This window comes from Pseudomonas poae, from assembly GCA_028869255.1.
Taxonomy (GTDB): Bacteria; Pseudomonadota; Gammaproteobacteria; order Pseudomonadales; family Pseudomonadaceae; genus Aquipseudomonas; species Aquipseudomonas poae_C.
Genome location: CP110972.1, coordinates 5,167,966 through 5,183,680, shown reverse-complemented (window position 1 = coordinate 5,183,680; position 15,715 = coordinate 5,167,966). Strand labels below are relative to the sequence as shown.

General features: G+C 61.6%; 18 protein-coding genes and 1 pseudogene. 8 read left to right on the top strand and 11 right to left on the bottom strand.

What is annotated here, in order from left to right; genetic code table 11:
• Positions 1 to 30: 30 nt before the first annotated feature.
• Together LRS56_23615 and LRS56_23610 are read right to left on the bottom strand one after the other, a co-directional pair.
• The gene (locus LRS56_23615) at positions 31 to 561 is read right to left on the bottom strand and encodes a ferritin-like domain-containing protein (GenBank protein WDU61756.1); all 531 of its coding nucleotides are present in this window, start codon (positions 559 to 561) and stop codon (positions 31 to 33) included.
• 98 nt (positions 562 to 659) lie between these two features.
• Positions 660 to 1,559 carry a LysR substrate-binding domain-containing protein gene (locus tag LRS56_23610; protein WDU61755.1) on the bottom strand — a complete coding sequence of 300 codons (900 nt, stop codon included), beginning with the start codon at positions 1,557 to 1,559 and terminating at the stop codon, positions 660 to 662.
• A gap of 137 nt (positions 1,560 to 1,696) precedes the next feature.
• Here LRS56_23610 and LRS56_23605 point away from each other — a divergent pair, with 137 nt between their 5' ends.
• Positions 1,697 to 2,338 carry an NAD(P)H-dependent oxidoreductase gene (locus LRS56_23605; GenBank protein WDU61754.1) on the top strand — a complete coding sequence of 214 codons (642 nt, stop codon included), beginning with the start codon at positions 1,697 to 1,699 and terminating at the stop codon, positions 2,336 to 2,338.
• Between the two features lie 80 nt (positions 2,339 to 2,418).
• Positions 2,419 to 3,309, top strand: a complete 891-nt coding sequence (locus LRS56_23600) for a triacylglycerol lipase (protein WDU61753.1) — start codon at positions 2,419 to 2,421, stop codon at positions 3,307 to 3,309.
• A 68-nt stretch (positions 3,310 to 3,377) separates the two neighbouring features.
• Here the strand turns inward: LRS56_23600 and LRS56_23595 are convergent, their stop codons facing one another.
• Positions 3,378 to 4,265, bottom strand: coding sequence for a DMT family transporter (locus LRS56_23595; GenBank protein ID WDU61752.1), 888 nt, complete (start codon positions 4,263 to 4,265; stop codon positions 3,378 to 3,380).
• A 97-nt stretch (positions 4,266 to 4,362) separates the two neighbouring features.
• On the opposite strand from LRS56_23595, the pseudogene LRS56_23590 reads away from it, so the two are divergent.
• The 5 genes and pseudogenes from LRS56_23590 (at position 4,363) to LRS56_23570 (ending at position 7,850) form a co-directional block, all read left to right on the top strand.
• Positions 4,363 to 5,152 (top strand): annotated as a pseudogene (locus tag LRS56_23590) (helix-turn-helix transcriptional regulator).
• Between the two features lie 71 nt (positions 5,153 to 5,223).
• Positions 5,224 to 5,523, top strand: a complete 300-nt coding sequence (locus LRS56_23585) for a PsiF family protein (protein ID WDU61751.1) — start codon at positions 5,224 to 5,226, stop codon at positions 5,521 to 5,523.
• A gap of 205 nt (positions 5,524 to 5,728) precedes the next feature.
• A complete protein-coding gene (locus LRS56_23580) occupies positions 5,729 to 6,742 on the top strand; it encodes an AI-2E family transporter (GenBank protein WDU61750.1) in 1,014 nt (337 codons plus the stop codon).
• Positions 6,743 to 6,785: 43 nt separating this feature from the next.
• A complete protein-coding gene (locus LRS56_23575; protein ID WDU61749.1) occupies positions 6,786 to 7,364 on the top strand; it encodes a hypothetical protein in 579 nt (192 codons plus the stop codon).
• A gap of 156 nt (positions 7,365 to 7,520) precedes the next feature.
• Complete coding sequence (locus LRS56_23570) at positions 7,521 to 7,850, top strand: thioredoxin domain-containing protein (GenBank protein WDU61748.1); 330 nt, start codon at positions 7,521 to 7,523, stop codon at positions 7,848 to 7,850.
• 45 nt (positions 7,851 to 7,895) lie between these two features.
• Here the strand turns inward: LRS56_23570 and LRS56_23565 are convergent, their stop codons facing one another.
• Positions 7,896 to 9,164 carry an Hsp70 family protein gene (locus tag LRS56_23565; protein WDU61747.1) on the bottom strand — a complete coding sequence of 423 codons (1,269 nt, stop codon included), beginning with the start codon at positions 9,162 to 9,164 and terminating at the stop codon, positions 7,896 to 7,898.
• Positions 9,165 to 9,402: 238 nt separating this feature from the next.
• Between LRS56_23565 and LRS56_23560 the strand changes: the two genes are divergently transcribed.
• Positions 9,403 to 10,341, top strand: a complete 939-nt coding sequence (locus LRS56_23560) for a DnaJ domain-containing protein (protein WDU61746.1) — start codon at positions 9,403 to 9,405, stop codon at positions 10,339 to 10,341.
• A gap of 70 nt (positions 10,342 to 10,411) precedes the next feature.
• Here the strand turns inward: LRS56_23560 and ureC are convergent, their stop codons facing one another.
• The 7 genes from ureC to urtE all read right to left on the bottom strand — a co-directional run bounded on the left by ureC (position 10,412) and on the right by urtE (position 15,626).
• Positions 10,412 to 12,112, bottom strand: coding sequence for an urease subunit alpha (gene ureC / locus LRS56_23555; GenBank protein WDU61745.1), 1,701 nt, complete (start codon positions 12,110 to 12,112; stop codon positions 10,412 to 10,414).
• Between the two features lie 131 nt (positions 12,113 to 12,243).
• Positions 12,244 to 12,549, bottom strand: a complete 306-nt coding sequence (locus tag LRS56_23550) for an urease subunit beta (GenBank protein ID WDU61744.1) — start codon at positions 12,547 to 12,549, stop codon at positions 12,244 to 12,246.
• Entirely contained in the window at positions 12,546 to 13,079 is a 534-nt protein-coding gene (locus tag LRS56_23545) for a GNAT family N-acetyltransferase (GenBank protein WDU61743.1), read from the bottom strand. The genes LRS56_23550 and LRS56_23545 overlap by 4 nt, the downstream gene beginning before the upstream one ends.
• 5 nt (positions 13,080 to 13,084) lie before the next feature.
• On the bottom strand, positions 13,085 to 13,597 hold the full coding sequence (locus tag LRS56_23540; protein ID WDU61742.1) for a GNAT family N-acetyltransferase: 513 nt from the start codon (positions 13,595 to 13,597) through the stop codon (positions 13,085 to 13,087).
• Between the two features lie 9 nt (positions 13,598 to 13,606).
• Positions 13,607 to 13,909, bottom strand: coding sequence for an urease subunit gamma (ureA, locus tag LRS56_23535; GenBank protein WDU61741.1), 303 nt, complete (start codon positions 13,907 to 13,909; stop codon positions 13,607 to 13,609).
• A gap of 148 nt (positions 13,910 to 14,057) precedes the next feature.
• Positions 14,058 to 14,897: an urease accessory protein UreD gene (locus LRS56_23530; protein WDU61740.1), complete on the bottom strand. Its 840-nt coding sequence runs from the start codon at positions 14,895 to 14,897 to the stop codon at positions 14,058 to 14,060.
• Positions 14,898 to 14,927: 30 nt separating this feature from the next.
• Entirely contained in the window at positions 14,928 to 15,626 is a 699-nt protein-coding gene (urtE, locus tag LRS56_23525) for an urea ABC transporter ATP-binding subunit UrtE (GenBank protein WDU61739.1), read from the bottom strand.
• Positions 15,627 to 15,715: the final 89 nt, after the last annotated feature.

Below are 15,715 nucleotides of genomic sequence, written 5' to 3'. Positions count from 1 at the left end.
GCTGACCAGCTCCCCTTTTTGTGCGGCGGTTTACAGGCTTTCGAGAATGTCCGCCATGTCGTCTGCGTGCTCTTCTTCCTGGGCCAGGATTTCTTCGAACAGGCGGCGCGTGGTCGGGTCTTTATCACCGATGTACTGGATGATTTCGCGGTAGCTGTCCACAGCGATGCGCTCTGCCACCAAGTCTTCGTAGACCATTTCTTTCAGCGAGTTACCTGCCACGTATTGAGCGTGGGAGTTTTTCGACAGCAGGTCCGGGTTGAACTCCGGCTCGCCGCCCAACTGCACGATGCGTTCGGCCAGTTTGTCGGCGTGTTCGGCTTCCTGGGTCGCGTGCTCAAGGAATTCCTCGGCGGCCACATGCGCTTTCACGCCGCTGGCCATGAAGTAGTGGCGCTTGTAGCGCAACACGCAGACCAGTTCGGTTGCGAGCGAGCCGTTGAGCAAGCGGATGATTTCTTCGCGGTCGGCGTCGTAGCCCTCGGTCACGGCACCGTTTTCGACGTTCTGGCGGGCGCGGCTGCGCAGGGTCGCAACGTCAGTCAAGTTTGCTTCAGTCATCTCAATCTCCTGGGGCTAATCCGGTTTTACGCCACGCTCTGCCGGCGTGATCGCTCCAAGTTGTGAGTCCCAGGCCATGCAAAAAGTTTTATCGGATTTCACACCGCTTGGCCGGACAGCTTCGCTTCCTCGCGCACCCACTGGAAAAACGCTCGAACCGGCGGGTGGCGTTCACGGCCCGGTACGCACAGGGCGCTGTAGCCGGCGCCGTCCACGCTGATTTGCGGCCGATAAGGCACCAGCAGTCCTGAGGCAACGCTTTCCGAGACCAGGATATTGCTCGCCAGCACCAGGCCCTGGCCGGCAATCGCCGCTTGCAAGGCGTAGTGCTCTTCATCGTATTCACGCAATTGCGCGGTATGAGCCAGCCAGGTCTCTGCGGCTTTTTCGCACCAGGCTTGCCAGCCCAGGGCGTACAGCTCGGAATTGTGCCAGCGCACGCTGATCAGGGTGGGCACCCGAGTCGCGGCCAGGGCGACTTGTTCGGGAGAGCCGTACACCGCAAAAGCCTCGTCGAACAGGCATTGGCCATACAGGTTGGGGTAATCGCCGAGGCTGTAGCGGATCGCCAGGTCGACGCTGGCGTCCTGCTGCAAGTCGATCACGTCGCACTGCGTATCCAGGCGCAAGTTGATATCCGGATGGGCGCTATAAAACCGGCCCAGGCGCGGCACCAGCCACAGCGCGGCAAACGCCGGCGTAGTGGAGACCGTGAGGTGCCCGGCACTGCGTTGCGGGCGCAAGGTGTCGAGGCTTTGCGCCACATCGAGCAAGGCGCCATGCACGCTGTGAAACAAGCGCTCGCCACCTTCCGTCAGGCGTACCTGGCGCGGCAGCCGCTCGAACAGCGGCACCCCGAGCCAGGTTTCCAGGCTGCGAATCTGATGGGACACCGCCGTGGGCGTCACCGACAGCTCCTGGGCGGCGGCCTTGAAGCTCAGCAGGCGCGACGCCGATTCGAAGGTGCGCAGGGCGGTAAGGGGCAGTGGGGCAAACATTGTGGCTCCATAGGTGAAATGAACTCATCCGGATTAACTATTGCTCATTTGTCGAGAGCCGGCCTCAGCCCTAGATTCGCTGGCATCAGCGGCGGCCATCCAGGTTGCCTGAGTCTAGCCTGTGAAGGATTAAACAGATGAAAAAAATGCTAGTGATTCACGCCAGCCCCCGTGGCGAACGCTCCCACTCCCGGCGCCTGGCCGAGTCGTTTGTCGAGGCCTGGCAAACCGCCAACCCGAATGCTCAATTGACCCGTCGCGAAGTCGGGCGCGCCGCCATTCCCCATATCAGCGAAGCCTTTGTGGCGGCCAATTTCTACCCTGAGCCGCAGTCGCTGCCGAAGGTGATGAAGGCCGACCTGCAATTAAGCGACGAACTGGTCGGCGAGCTGATCGAGCATGAACTGCTGGTGATTTCCATGCCGCTGTACAACTTTGGGGTGCCCAGCGGCCTCAAGGCGTGGATCGATCAAATCGTGCGCATGGGGCTGACGTTCGATGTCTTCCAAGACAGCCAGGGCGTCGCGCAGTATCAGCGGTTGCTGACGGGCAAACGCGCTCTGATCATCACCAGTCGCGGCGGCAACGGTTTTGGCCCAGGCGGCGAAAACGAGGCGATGAACCACGCCGATCCGCACCTGCGTACGATATTGGGCTTTATTGGCATCGACGATATCCAGGTGATTGCTGCCGAGGGCGAGGAGTCGGACAAGACCGTTTTCCTGCGCGCTTGCGAAGAAGCCGAACGCCAGCTGCACGACCTGGCAGGGCATTTCTAAAAAGGCCGGAGCGTCATGGGGCGGTCATGTCGATTGGTCTAGGATGGTGTTATCGCCTCCCCGATCAGGACCTTTGCACCATGCCCGACCCCCTCGCCACGCGTTACCCCCTGGTGCTGGTGCCCGGCATGCTCGGGTTTGTGCGTTTGGGGTGGTTCCCGTACTGGTACGGCATTGTCCCGGCGTTGCGGGCGGGTGGGGCGCAGGTGTTTGCCATCCAGGTGGCACCGCTGGATTCCAGCGAGGTGCGTGGCGAGCAGTTGCTGGCGCAGATCGAGCGGCTGCGCCGCGAAACCGGCGCCGACAAGGTCAACCTGATCGGCCATAGCCAGGGTGCGCTGACGGCGCGCTATGCCGCCGCCAAGCGCCCGGAGTGGGTGGCTTCGGTGACGTCGGTGGCCGGGCCCAACCATGGTTCGGAGCTGGCGGACCACATCCACTCCCATTACCCCGCTGACAGCGTCAAAGGCCGGATCATGAGCGCGCTGTTTCATCTGGTCGCCTGGGTGATGGGCCTGCTGGAGACCGGCTATCGCGGTCCTCGTTTCAAAGCCGACCTGCACGCCTCACATCTGTCGCTGACCAGCCAGGGCGTCGCGCTGTTCAACCGCCAATACCCGCAAGGCTTGCCCGCGACCTGGGGCGGGCAGGGCGTGGAGGAGGTCAATGGCGTGCGCTATTACTCATGGTCCGGCACCTTGCAGCCGGGCAATACCGATCGCGGGCGCAATCTGCTGGACGGTACGAACCGCAGCTGCCGGTTGTTCGCTCGCAGTTTTGTCCGCGAAAAGGGCCAGTGCGACGGCATGGTCGGGCGCTACAGCTCACACCTGGGGCGGGTGATCGGCGATGACTACGCCTTGGACCACTTTGATATCGTCAACCAGTCCATGGGCTTGGTGGGCAAGGGCGCGGAGCCGATCCGACTGTTTGTCGAGCATGCCCAGCGCCTGAAGGACGCCGGGGTTTAGCCGGTGCACCGCAGGCAAGCCCGCGCGGATCCAATGTGGGAGCCGGGCGTGCCCGCGATAGCAGTGGCTCAGGCGCCCCTGAGCTTTCGGCCAACCGGCGTGGTCCAGCGCTCCGACAGAATCACCCCGCCCAAGGTCAGCAAGCCGCCTACCAGGTGATACAGCGCCAGTTCTTCCTTCAGCACCACGGCGGCAATCAGCGCGGTAATCAACGGCAGCAGGTTGAAGAACAGCGTGGTCCGGCTCGGCCCCAGGGTTTTGACCGAATGCATCCACGCCAGTGGCGCGAGCATCGATGCCAGCAAGCAGGCATACAGCACCAGCGGGATATTCGCCCAGCCAAGGCCCGCCTTCGCCGAAAACACATACAACGGAAACAGCACCACCACCGCCACCAGCACCTGCAGATACAGGAGGACCAGCGGCGGCAGGCGCAATTGCCATTTTTTCAGCAGCGTGCTGTAGACCGCATAGGCCAGGGTGGCCACCAGCATCATGCCGTCGCCCAGGTTCACCCCATGCTGCAGCAACGCGCCCAGACTGCCGGCCGACACCACCACAACCACCCCGGCGAACGACAGTACGGCACCGGTCAGCGCGCCGAAGGTCAGGCGCTGGCCGAGGCTGATGATTGCCGCGGTCAGCGCCATCAACGGCATCAGCGACAGGATGATGCCCATATTGGTGGCGGTGGTCAGCGTGGCGGCGTAATAGGCCAGGCTCTGGTACACGGCCATGCCCAGCACACCGAGGATAAAAATCTTGCCCAGGTTCGGGCGGATGATCGACCAGTTGGCACGCACCGGCTTGAGCATGAACGGGGTAAACAGCAAGGCCGCCAGCAACCAGCGGTAAAAGCCGATTTCCGCCGGGAAGATCGAACCCACGGCCAATTTGTTGATCACGGTATTGCCGGCCCAGATAAAGATGGCCAACAGGGGATACGCGTATTGCATCGAAAGAAACCAGGTGTGTTGATGAGGCAGGATTATCCCCTGTCTGGATCGAAGCCTATACTGCGATCCAGACAAACGACCTTTGAATCCAGACAATATGGCCAGACATACCGTACGCCTCGCGGATTTCGCCCGCCTGCCGAGCCAGGTGTACTTTCGCTACTCCGATTTCGCCCCCGATACCGAGTGCACCCCCGCATCAGCATTTGTGGGGTTCGCTGGACTATTCGGCGAGTGGCGTGATGCGCATGGAAGTGGCCGGCAGCCGTTTTATGTCGCCGCCGCAATACGCAGTGTGGGTGCCGCCGCATACCGAACACAGCTCCTACAATGCGCATGCGATTGTCTATCACTCGGTGGGCCTGGCCCCCGAGTTGTGTGAGCAACTGCCCCAGCAGCCCTGCACCCTGGCGATCAGCGACATCCTCAAGGCGATCCTCCGGGATTTTGCCCTGCGCGATGTGAATCACCCGCAAAGTGCCGCCGACCGGCGCCTGGCCGAGGTCGTGGTGGACCAGCTCAAGCAGGCGCCGATCCACGATTGCTTCCTGCCCTACGCCCGTCACCCTGGGCTGCTCGGTGTGCTGGAAGGCATGCAGGCCGAGCCCGGTGACAACCGCCCCCTGGCCCATTGGGCCGACCAAGTGCATGTGAGCGAACGCACCCTGGCGCGCCAATTTGTGCGGGAGCTGGGCATGAGCTTCGGCGAATGGCGCCAGCGCCTGCGCTACCTCGCCGCCATCGAGGCGCTGGACAGCGAACGCAGCGTGCAACACGTGGCCTTCGACCTGGGCTACAGCACCGCTTCGGCTTTTATTGCGATGTTCCAGCGCCACGCGGGCTGCACGCCGGAGCAGTACCGACGAGCAAATATTCGCGGTCGATGAAGATGTAACAGGCTTTGACTACACTCCTCGTTAGGCCGTGCCCCCCGGCACGGTAACAGGGAGAAAACTCCATGAAGATGCTGCGTATTCCGCTGTTGATGATGGGCCTGCTGCTGTGTTCCCAGGGTTTTGCCGCCACTGCCCAGCAAAATAAAATGACCACCTGCAACGCCGAAGCCACCACCAAGACGCTCAAGGGCGATGAGCGCAAGGCGTTCATGAAGACCTGCCTGTCGGCCCCGGCGGCCAACGACGCCAAGACCCTCACACCGCAGCAGCAGAAAATGAAGGATTGCAATGCATCGGCGAAAACCAAGGCGCTGACCGGCGATGCACGCAAAACCTTTATGAGCACCTGCCTCAAAGGCTGACCACGATTTCGCGAACGCTCAAGATCCAATGTGGGAGCTGGCTTGCCTGCGATACAGGCGCCTCGGTCTATCTGTTAATCCGAGATGCCTGCTATCGCAGGCAAGCCAGTTCCCACACTTGATCGTATTCACAGCACCCCTCTCGCTTGATTCCCTCAAGGCTGGCAGACTGCCCATCCTTTAGCGCCGTTTGTTTTGAGGCTGTATGCCAACGTTTTCTCAGCGTCACGTGATATTACTGGCCAGCTACATCATCATTTTCGGCGGGTTGCTGCTGGTGCTGCCGTTGAAGTTGCTGCCCAGCCTGCTGGCCGGCCTGTTGGTCTATGAGCTGGTCAACATGCTCACCCCGCAGTTGCAGCGGTTGATCGAAGGCCGGCGTGCGCGTTGGCTGGCAGTGGCCTTGCTCGGCACCCTGATCGTCAGCGTGCTGACGTTGATCTTCGCCGGTGCCATCAGCTTCCTGCTGCACGAAGCGGAAAACCCCGGCGCCTCCCTCGACAAGTTCATGGGCGTGGTCGACCGTGCGCGCGGCCAACTGCCGCCGTTTCTCGATGCCTACCTGCCCGCCAGCGCCGCCGAGTTCCGCGTGGCCATCGGCGATTGGCTGAGCAAACACTTGAGCGAACTGCAACTGGTCGGCAAAGACGCCGCCCACATGTTCGTCACCCTGCTGATCGGCATGGTGCTCGGCGCGATCATCGCCCTGCAGCGCGTGCCCGACCTGACCAAGCGCAAGCCCCTGGCCGCTGCGCTGTTCGATCGCCTGCACCTGCTGGTCCAGGCCTTTCGTAATATCGTCTTCGCCCAGATCAAGATCGCCGCGCTCAACACCGCCTTTACCGCGGTGTTCCTGGCCGTGGTGCTGCCGTTGTGCGGCATCCACCTGCCGCTGACCAAGACCCTGATCGTGCTGACTTTCCTGCTGGGCCTGCTGCCGGTGATCGGCAACCTGATGTCCAACACCCTGATCACCATCGTCGCGCTGTCGCTGTCGATCTGGGTGGCGGTGGCAGCATTGGGGTACTTGATCGTGATCCACAAGGTCGAGTACTTCCTCAACGCACGCATCGTGGGCGGGCAGATCAGTGCCAAATCGTGGGAATTGCTGCTGGCGATGCTGGTGTTTGAAGCCGCGTTCGGCCTGCCGGGTGTGGTGGCGGGCCCGATTTACTACGCGTATTTGAAGAGTGAGTTGAAGCTCGGCGGCATGGTTTGACGCAGTCACATGGACTTTAAAGGGAATTAAGGGGAAGTAAGCGGTGAGCGAAAATATCTATGCTCCGCCAACGGCGGAGCTGACCGAGACGGTAAAAACGTCGCCTGAGTTTTATGTCATTTCCAAAAACAAGCTGTTGGTGCTGAGCCTGCTCAGTTTCGGGCTCTATACCTACATCTGGGCGTATAAAAACTGGAGCTTGTACAAAAAGGCCCATCAGCTGGATATCTGGCCGTTGGCGCGTGCCATTTTCTTTATTTTCTTTATCCACCAGCTGTATCGCCGGGCGGATGATCGCGTTGCCCGCAGCGGTCGAAAATTCGATTTCGACTTCGAACAGTGGGCCACGGTATTCGTGGTGGTGACGGTAGGCGCCAGGGTTTTCGAAATGGCGGCTAACCGGATCGACACCTGGCTGGTCTATAAGCCTCTGGTGATCCTGGCGGTTCCGCTGTGTGCCTACATCCTTCAACAGGCCCAGGGCTTGATCAACTTCGCAGCAGGCGACCCCGAGGGGCAGAGCAACGCTCGCTACAACCTGTGGAACTGCCTGGTGATCGTATCGGGCGTGGTCATGTGGTGCCTGACGTTGCTTGGGATTTGGGCGATCTATCATCACTAGGCTGTCGCTTTAGAGCCTGGCGGGGGCAAGCGTCGGTAGTGTCAGAGTCCAGCGGGGAGACCTGTTACTTCTGACAGTAGACCCGGTGCGTATTTGCTGGTCTGCTCATGGATGACGAACTCAACGTTTGTTGAGTCTTTCGAAAGGAGCTATGCCATGTCGTTAACGACCGTAGATGCCGACAGCTTTTCAGGGAGTGTTCTCAAGTCCACTGTCCCAGTCATTGTGCTGTTCAGCGACGCCAGCAAAAACAGTTCAAGAAATATGCTCGCCAGCCTGGAGGCGGCAGCCCAGGATCAGGGTTGCGCTGTCCAAGTGGTCAATAAGGCTTTCGACAAAGAGGGCGACGTCGAGAAAACCTATGACGTCCAGTCCGCGCCCACGACGTTATTTTTCAGGGACGGCGAGCTGAAGCGGGTGGTGGTAGGGTTTTATCAGTACGAGGGTTTTTTCAAGGGGTGGATCGATCAACTCGCTCTGTCATGACCCGCCGGGAGTTGCCTCATGTCGTGCATGAGGCAACTCGCCATTTCAGCTGCCGTAGCGCTTGCTCGCCTCAATCGCCAGACCACTGCCGATACTGCCGAAGATATTCCCTTCCACATGCCGCGCATTCGGCAGCATCGCCGAGATGCTGTGGCGCAGCGCCGGGATCCCGCTGGAACCACCGGTAAAGAACACCGTGTCCACCTGGGCCACATCCACCGAAGCGTCCGCCAGCAACTGAGTGACGCTGTTGCGCACGCGCTCCAGCAAGCCGTCGATGGCCGACTCGAACAGTGTGCGGCTCAGGTCCACGCTCAGCCCCGGCTCAACCCGGTCCAGCAGCACGTGGCGGCTGTCTTCATGGGTGAGCTGGATCTTGGTCTCTTCCACTTCCATCGCCAGCCAGTGCCCGGCGCGTTGTTCGATCAACTTGAACAGGCGGTCGATGCCGCCGGTGTCTTCGATGTCGTAGCGCATGCTGCCCAAGGCCAGCTGGGATTTTTGCGAGTACACCGAGTTGATGGTGTGCCAGGTGGCCAGGTTCATGTGGTGGCTGGTGGGCATGTAGGCGCCGCTTTTCATGCGGCTGCCGTAGCCGAACAGCGGCATCATGCCGGCCAGCGAGAGCTGTTTGTCGAAATCGGTACCGCCGATGTGCACACCGCCGGTGGCGAGGATGTCATCGTGGCGGTTGTCGTTGTGACGGCGGTCCGGGGACAGGCGCACCAGCGAGAAGTCGGACGTACCCCCGCCGATGTCGACGATCAGCACCAGCTCTTCTTTTTCGATGGTGGACTCGTAGTCGAACGCCGCCGCAATCGGTTCGTACTGGAACGAGATGTCCTTGAAGCCGATCTTGCGCGCCACGTCGACCAGGGTGTTTTCGGCCTCTTGGTCGGCCATCGGGTCGTCATCGACGAAGAACACCGGGCGGCCCAGTACCACTTCCTCGAACTCGCGGCCGGCGGTGGCCTCGGCACGGCTCTTGAGCTGGCCGATAAACAGCGCCAGCAGGTCGGTGAACGGCATGGCCGTGCCCAGTACGCTGGTGTCGTGCTTGATCAGCTTGGAACCCAGCAGGCTCTTGAGCGAACGCATCAAGCGGCCTTCGTAGTTTTCCAGGTACTCGTGCAGGGCCAGGCGACCATACACCGGGCGGCGCTCCTCGAAGTTGAAGAACACCACCGACGGCAGCGTGATCTTGTCGTCCTCCAGCGCGATAAGCGTCTCCTCGCCGGGGCGGATCCAGCCGACGGTGGAGTTGGACGTGCCAAAGTCGATGCCGCAGGCACGGGCTGGGGATGGGTTTTTCATGTCTATCGGGTTCCGGTTGAAAAACGGCCGCGCAGTGTATGCCAGTCGAGGGCGGATGCGTAGGCCGACCATCCGTTAAATCGTGCTTGAAACTGGGCGATTTGCCCCCACATCTGGTGCATACGGCTAGCGCCGATAACACTTTGACGCACCCCCAGGCCACACCACTCAACAGGTGCAAAGCAGCGCACGTTGTGCCCCGGGCTGTGCGATCTCGATTAAGGATGGTGAACCGCCGATGGATTTCAAAGATTACTACAAGATATTGGGTGTCGAGCCGAGCGCCGATGACAAGGAAATCAAGGCCGCCTATCGCAAGCTCGCACGCAAATATCACCCGGATGTAAGCAAGGAAAAAGACGCCGAAGAGAAATTCAAGGACGCGTCCGAGGCCTATGAAGCGCTTAAAAGCGCCGACAAGCGCGCTGAATACGACGAACTGCGCAAATACGGCCAGCATGGCCAGCCGTTCCAGGGCCCACCGGGCTGGCAGAGCCGTGGCGGCTTTGGCGGCGGCCAGGACGCGGGCGATTTTTCGGACTTCTTCAGTTCGATCTTCGGCTCGCGTGGCGACGCGTTTGGTGGCGGCCAACGCCGCCCCACCGGGCGCAAAGGCCAGGACGTGGAAATGCAACTGTCGGTGTTCCTTGAAGAGACGCTGTCCACCGAGTCCAAGCAGATCAGCTTCCAGGTGCCGCAATACGACCCTTCGGGCCGGCATGTGAGCAACACCACCAAGAGCCTGAACGTGAAGATCCCCGCCGGCGTGGTCGACGGCGAGCGCATCCGCCTCAAAGGGCAAGGCGCGCCAGGCATCGGCGGTGGGCCCAATGGCGACCTGTACCTGATCATCAAGTTTGCGCCGCACCCCAAGTTCGAAGTGGATGGCGAAAACCTGATCATCAACCTGCCCCTGGCGCCGTGGGAATTGGCGCTGGGTGCGGAAGTGGCAGTGCCGACCCTCACCGGCAAGATCAACCTCAAGGTGCCGGCCGGCAGCCAGAACGGCCAGCGCATGCGCGCCAAGGGCCATGGCTTGCTGAACAAGGCCGGGCAGCGCGGCTTCCTGTACGTGCAGCTCAAGGCGGTGATGCCGCCGGTGGGCGACGACGACGTGAAAGCGCTGTGGCAGGAGCTGGCGCAGAAGGCTGCGTTCAACCCTCGTGAGAGCTTCTAAGGCTTAGCAACCAATACCTGTGGCGAGGGCGCAAGCTCCTCGCCACAGGTTGTTTTCTGTTGGTTTTGGATCAGAACAGGAAATACCGCTGCGCCATCGGCAATACCTCGGCCGGTTCGCACCACAGCAACACCCCGTCGGCCTTGACCTGATAGGTCTGTGGATCAACCTCGATATCCGGCAGGTAATCGTTGTGGATCAGGTCGGTTTTCTGCACGTTGCGACAGCCCTTGACCACGCCGATCTGCTTCTTCAACCCCAGCGCCTCCGGCAAGCCCGCGTCCATGGCCGCCTGGCTGATAAAGGTCAGGCTGGTGGCGTGCAACGAGCTGCCGAAACTGGCGAACATCGGGCGGTAGTGCACCGGCTGCGGCGTCGGAATCGATGCGTTGGCGTCACCCATCAGGCTGGAAGCAATCGCGCCGCCCTTGAGGATCAAGGTCGGCTTGATGCCAAAGAATGCCGGGCGCCACAGCACCAGGTCGGCCCATTTGCCCACTTCGATCGAACCAACGATATGGCTGATGCCGTGGGTGATCGCCGGGTTGATGGTGTACTTGGCGATGTAGCGTTTGGCGCGGAAATTGTCGTTGCCGGGGCCGTCGCCGGGCAGGGCGCCGCGCTGTTTTTTCATCTTGTCGGCGGTCTGCCAGGTGCGCGTGATCACTTCGCCGACGCGGCCCATGGCCTGGCTGTCGGAGCTGATCATCGAGAACGCGCCGAGGTCGTGCAGGATGTCTTCGGCGGCAATCGTCTCGCGGCGGATGCGGCTTTCGGCGAAGGCCACGTCTTCGGCAATGCTCGGGTCCAGGTGATGGCAGACCATCAACATGTCCAGGTGCTCGTCGATGGTGTTGCGCGTGAACGGCCGGGTCGGGTTGGTGGAACTGGGCAGCACGTTGGCGAAACCGCAGGCCTTGATGATGTCCGGCGCGTGGCCGCCACCGGCCCCTTCGGTGTGGTAGGTGTGGATGGTGCGGCCCTTGAGCGCGGCCAGGGTGGTTTCGACGAAGCCGGACTCGTTGAGGGTGTCACTGTGGATCGCTACCTGCACGTCATAATCATCGGCAACGCTCAGGCAGTTGTCGATGCTGGCGGGTGTGGTGCCCCAGTCTTCGTGCAGCTTGAGGCCGATGGCACCGGCCTTGACCTGTTCGATCAACGGCTCCGGCAAACTGGCGTTGCCCTTGCCGGTAAAACCGATGTTCATCGGGAACGAATCGCTGGCCTGCAGCATGCGCGCCAGGTGCCACGGGCCCGAGGTGCAGGTGGTGGCATTGGTGCCGGTGGCCGGGCCGGTGCCGCCGCCGATCATGGTGGTGACGCCGCTGGTCAGCGCCTCTTCGATCTGCTGCGGGCAGATGAAATGCACGTGGGAGTCGATGCCGCCCGCGGTGAGGATCATGCCTTCACCGGCGATCACTTCGGTGCTGGCGCCGATGGCCATGGTCACGCCGGGCTGGATATCCGGGTTGCCGGCCTTGCCGATGGCGTGGATGCGGCCGTTCTTGAGGCCGACGTCGGCCTTGACGATGCCCCAGTGGTCGATGATCAGCGCGTTGGTGATCAGCGTGTCGACCACTTCATGGGCGAGCAGTTGGCTCTGGCCCTGGCCGTCGCGGATCACTTTACCGCCGCCGAATTTCACTTCTTCGCCGTAGACGGTGAAGTCCCGCTCGACTTCGACGAACAACTCGGTGTCGGCCAGGCGGACTTTGTCACCGACGGTGGGGCCGTACATGTCGGCGTAGGCTTGGCGGCTGATTTTCATGTGTGTGAGCCCTGAAAAAATTATGTTGAATGTGAGTCCGTATTCGCGAGCAAGCCCGCTCCCACATTTGTTCCGGGTACATCCTTTGGAATGCGGTCGAATGTGGGAGCGGGCTTGCTCGCGAAGAGGCCCTAAAGGTCGCCCATGATCCGCCCGGCAAACCCGAATACCCGCCGCCCGCCGCTCAAATCCACCAACTCGACCTCACGACTCTGCCCCGGCTCAAACCGCACCGCCGTCCCCGCCGGAATATTCAGGCGCATGCCACGGCTCAATGCGCGGTCGAACGTCAGCGCGTCATTGGTCTCGAAAAAATGGTAGTGCGAACCCACCTGGATCGGCCGGTCGCCGCTGTTGGCCACGCTGAGGGTGACGGTGCGGCGGCCTACGTTGAGTTCGATCTCGCCAGGCTGGATCTGATATTCACCAGGAATCATGCAGGTTGCCCCAAGGTCTTGAAGTAGATGGCGGTCGGGCTGTAGCGCCCGTCCGGGCTTTGGCAATAGTCGGGCAGTTCACCGATCTTGGTGTAGCGCAGCGACTGGTAGAAGGCTTCGGCGCCGGAGCCGGCCTCGGTGTCCAGGTACAGCAGGCCGCGCTTGTGCTGGCGTGCGGCAAGCTCCAGGGCGTTCATCAACTGTTGGCCCAGGCCATGGCGCCGGGCGCTGCTGTGCACCAGCAGCTTTTGCACTTCGGCGCGGTTCAGGCCATTGGCTTTCTGGCACAGCGCCAACTGCACGCTGGCGATCACCTGTTCGTCGCGCACCACCACCCACAGCAACAGGCTGGCGTCTTCGATGCTGGCTTGCACGCCGGTCCAATAATCGCGGGCCTGGGGCGCATCGAAGTCGGCCATAAAGCCAACGGAGGCGCCGTGCCTGACCGCGTCCAGCAGCAGCTCGATCAAACCCTGGCGGTAATGGGCGAAGCTCTCCGCATTGACACGACGCAGTTGTGTCGCACTCATCGAACTCACTCCTTGGGCGGTTCTGCGCCCGGATTCAATGCCAGTTGCATAAACGTCAGGTCCAGCCAGCGGCCGAGTTTGATGCCCACTTGGGGCATCTGCCCGGTGGTGATGAAACCCAGGCGCTCATGCAGGCGGATCGACGCCTGGTTGCCGCTTTCGATGGCGGCCACCATCACGTGTTTGCCACCGATGCGGGCGCGTTCGATCAGCGCCTGCATCAGCAGTGGGCCGTGGCCTTTGCCGCGTTGGTCGCTGCGCACATACACCGAGTGTTCGACGCTGTAGCGGAAGCCTTCAAACGGGCGCCAATCGCCAAACGAGGCATAGCCGGTGACTTCACCGTTTTCGATGCTGACCAGGATCGGGTAACCCTGGGCATGCCGTGCACTGAACCAAGCCTGGCGGTTGCCCAGGTCCACCGGTTGTTCGTTCCAGATCGCCGTGGTGTTGAGTACCGCGTCGTTGTAGATATCGCGGATCGCCGGCAAATCGTTTTGAGTCGCGTCACGAATCATGGCCGTGCCTCACGCGATGGGCTGGTGGACGGTGACCAGCTTGGTGCCGTCCGGGAAGGTGGCTTCCACCTGGATATCCGGGATCATTTCCGGGATGCCTTCCATCACTTGCTCGCGGCTGAGCAGGGTGGTGCCGTAGTGCATCAGGTCGGCCACGGTGCGGCCATCGCGGGCACCTTCCATCAAGGCGGCGGAAATGTAGGCGATGGTTTCCGGGTAGTTGAGCTTCACCCCGCGCGCCAGGCGCCGTTCGGCCACGAGGCCAGCGGTGAAGATCAGCAGTTTGTCTTTTTCCCGTGGGGTCAAATCCATGGTTCAAGGTCCTTCAAAGACAGCATTCTTAAATACAACAGAGATCAAGTGTGGGAGCGGGCTTGCTCGCGAAAACGGAGTGTCAGTCAATGCATCTGCCACTGGCCCACCGCATTCGCGAGCAAGCCCGCTCCCACATTTTTGATCTTCATGTGCTCCAGATTCTCGGTGGTACCGCTTCCCGGCCGAGTACGCCAGGGCGTAACAGTTTCCATAAATCAATCAACCATCCCCGCGCCAGCAGCGCTTCACTGGCCAGGCAGCGGGCCACCAGCAAGCCGGGCAATTGGGTCAGGTCACCGCGCACGGCGTGGGGCAGGGCGCGGCAGCGTTCAAGTAATTCGGGGTCGATATCGCCGGTCAGCAGCAGCGTGGCGAACACCGGTTGGCCGTCCAGGCCGATAGGCGAGTCGAGCAGACCGTCGTCGCCCACGATGCGCTGGCGCTCATGCCAGAGCAACTGGCCGTCGCGGCGGATATCCAGGTGCGATTGGAAGTGGCCGAGGTTAAAACGCTCGCCACTGGCCGGGCGACCCAGGGCGACCACGTCCCAGTAGAGCAGGCGGGCATCGCCGTGCAGGTCGATCCGCGTGGAGAGTTCGGCCTGGGCGGCGCTGAACACGATGGTTTCCTGGGGTAGCCATTCCAGCGTCGCGCCGGCTTGCACGCTCAATTCGAGTGTTTGATAGGCCGGGCCGCCCGCGCGGTACCACTTGGCTGCGCCGGGGCTGGTGAGTTGCGCCCAGGCGCCGCTGCCGACCTGCGCGCGGATGTCCAGGCGGTCGCCGCCGGCAATCCCGCCGGGCGGGTGCACGATAATGTGCTGGCACACCTCGGGGCCTTCGGCGTACAGGTGCTTTTGCACCCGCAGCGGGCCGAGATGGCGGCGCATCACCGGGCGCGTGGTGTCACCGAAACGCGCGTAGCCGAGTTCCAGCTCGGCATGCCAGCTGGGGGTGAACAGGGCGGGGGTAACGGGCAGGTTCATGTCTGGTGCTTATCGTTAGGAGGCTACAGATTAGATGGTAACGAGTCCTCGCACACCCTCGCTTTGCATATTTTCACCCCGGCCCTGCTGGACGATCTCGCCCCGGGACATCACCAGGTACTGGTCAGCCAGCTCGGCGGCAAAGTCGTAGAACTGCTCCACCAGCAGGATCGCCATATCGCCGCGTGCCGCAAGTTTCTTGATCACGGCGCCGATCTCCTTGATCACCGACGGCTGGATGCCCTCGGTGGGCTCATCGAGAATCAACAGGCGCGGGCGGCTGGCCAGTGCCCGGCCAATCGCCAATTGTTGCTGCTGGCCGCCGGACAAGTCACCGCCGCGCCGGTGCTTCATTTGCAGCAACACCGGGAACAGTTCGTAGATAAACGCCGGCACTTCCTTGGCCTCGGCGCCGGGAAAACGCGACAGGCCCATCAGCAGGTTTTCTTCCACGGTAAGCCGCCCGAAAATCTCCCGGCCCTGGGGCACGTAGGCAATGCCTGCGTGCACCCGCTGGTGCGGCTTGAAGCCGGTGATCGGTTTGCCTTCCCACTTCACCACGCCCTCTTTGGCCGGCAGCAAACCCATCAGGCACTTGAGCAAGGTGGTCTTGCCCACGCCGTTACGGCCGAGCAGACAGGTGACTTCGCCGATCTTCACGTCAAACGAGAGACCGCGCAGGATGTGGCTACCGCCGTAGTATTGGTGCAGCTTGTCGACTTGCAGCATTCTCAAAACCTCCTCGATTCCCCTGAAGGAACGGGTTCAAATGTGGGAGCTGGCTTGCCTGCGATGGCATCACGTCGGTGTGACTGAAA